Below are 1,587 nucleotides of genomic sequence, written 5' to 3' on the forward strand. Positions count from 1 at the left end.
GAAACCTTGGCCAGCGTATGGTCAGATGTTCTCGGAGTAGAAAAAATCGGAATTCATGACAACTTCTTTGATTTAGGCGGTCATTCTTTAAAAGCGACGATTTTAATAAGTAAAATTCACAAATACTTTGACGTGGAAATACCATTAAGTGAGTTGTTTGAATTTCCTACGATCAAACATATAAGTACTTATATTGAAAAAAGTACTAAGCGTATATATCGAACGATTGATCCTTGTGAAGAAAATGAATACTACGAAACTTCTTCTGCACAAAAAAGAATGTATATGATGCAAAAAATGGAAAAAGGTACCCTTTATAACATGCCGATGATTTGTGAATTAGAAGGAGAAATTGACGAACAGAAGATTGAAAGTGCATTTCACAAATTAGTAACAAGACATGATTCACTTCGAACGTATTTTGATCAAATAGATGGTGAAATTGTTCAGAAGGTTCAAGCTGATAATTCTTTTGTAATTGAGAAAGAATATAGAACAGATTTGGTTGCTGAAGATATATTGCAGGCTTTTATAAGAAGCTTCGAACTAGAAGAAGCCCCGCTATTTAGAGCAAAACTTATTATTTCAAAAGAGAAAACTTACTTATTAGTTGATATGCATCATATTATTAGTGACGGAGTTTCCATTCGAATTTTAATAAAAGAGTTTATGAAGCTATATAATGGTAACGAATTAAAGCCTTTAAGATTGCAATACAAGGATTTTACAGCATGGCAGAATAGATTCCTAGAAACAGACGAACTCAAAATACAAAAACAGTACTGGATTCAACAATTTAAGGATGATATTCCGGTTTTAAATCTGCCATACGACTTTGAAAGACCTCTTATGAAAAGTTATGAGGGCAGTATAAGAACGTTTTATTTAGACAAAGCACAAAGCAAATCTGTACGCAGTATTGCAAGAGAAACAGGCAGTACTATGTATATGGTTATGTTAACAGCCTTCCATATCCTGCTTTCAAAGTACAGCGGACAGGAGGATATTGTGATAGGGACTCCTATCGCTGGGCGAGCACATGTTGAACTTCAAAACATGATAGGTATGTTTGTGAATACGTTGGCGCTAAGGAATAAAGCAGACAGAACCTTAAGTTTTAAAGAGTTTTTAAACACTGTAAAACAAAATTCTATTCTTGCTTATGAGAATCAAAGTTATCAATTTGAAGAATTGATTGATACCGTTCAGGTGAAGCGAAACACAGGTAGACATCCATTATTCGATGTCATGTTTAGTATGAGTAGTGAAGAATTAGAAAAGGACTTAATTACAAAGAATTTCAGATTAAAGAGACTAAATACAAAAAGTAATATATCAAAATTCGATTTAACATTGCATGTAGTAGAAAATGAAAGCACTCTTCTTTACTCAATTGAATATTGTACTAAATTATTCAAAGAGGAAACGATTGATAGAATGATTTTTCATTTGAACCAAATATTAAAAACAGCAAGTGATAATCTAAATATTTTAATCTCTTCTATAGATATCATGACAGAGCCTGAAAAGGTGTACTTTTTAGAAACCTTAAACAATACAGCGAGAGAGTATCCTAAAGAGAAAACC

Annotated in this window: 1 protein-coding gene; it reads left to right on the plus strand. The window is 32.4% G+C overall.

Annotation, left to right across the window (positions count from 1 at the left end):
• Positions 1-1,587: condensation domain-containing protein (locus SB724_RS19320; RefSeq protein WP_410572398.1), on the plus strand; the 1,587-nt coding region annotated here is incomplete at both ends.

Source organism: Bacillus sp. SIMBA_031, from assembly GCF_046535225.1.
Taxonomy (GTDB): Bacteria; Bacillota; Bacilli; order Bacillales; family Bacillaceae; genus Bacillus; species Bacillus velezensis.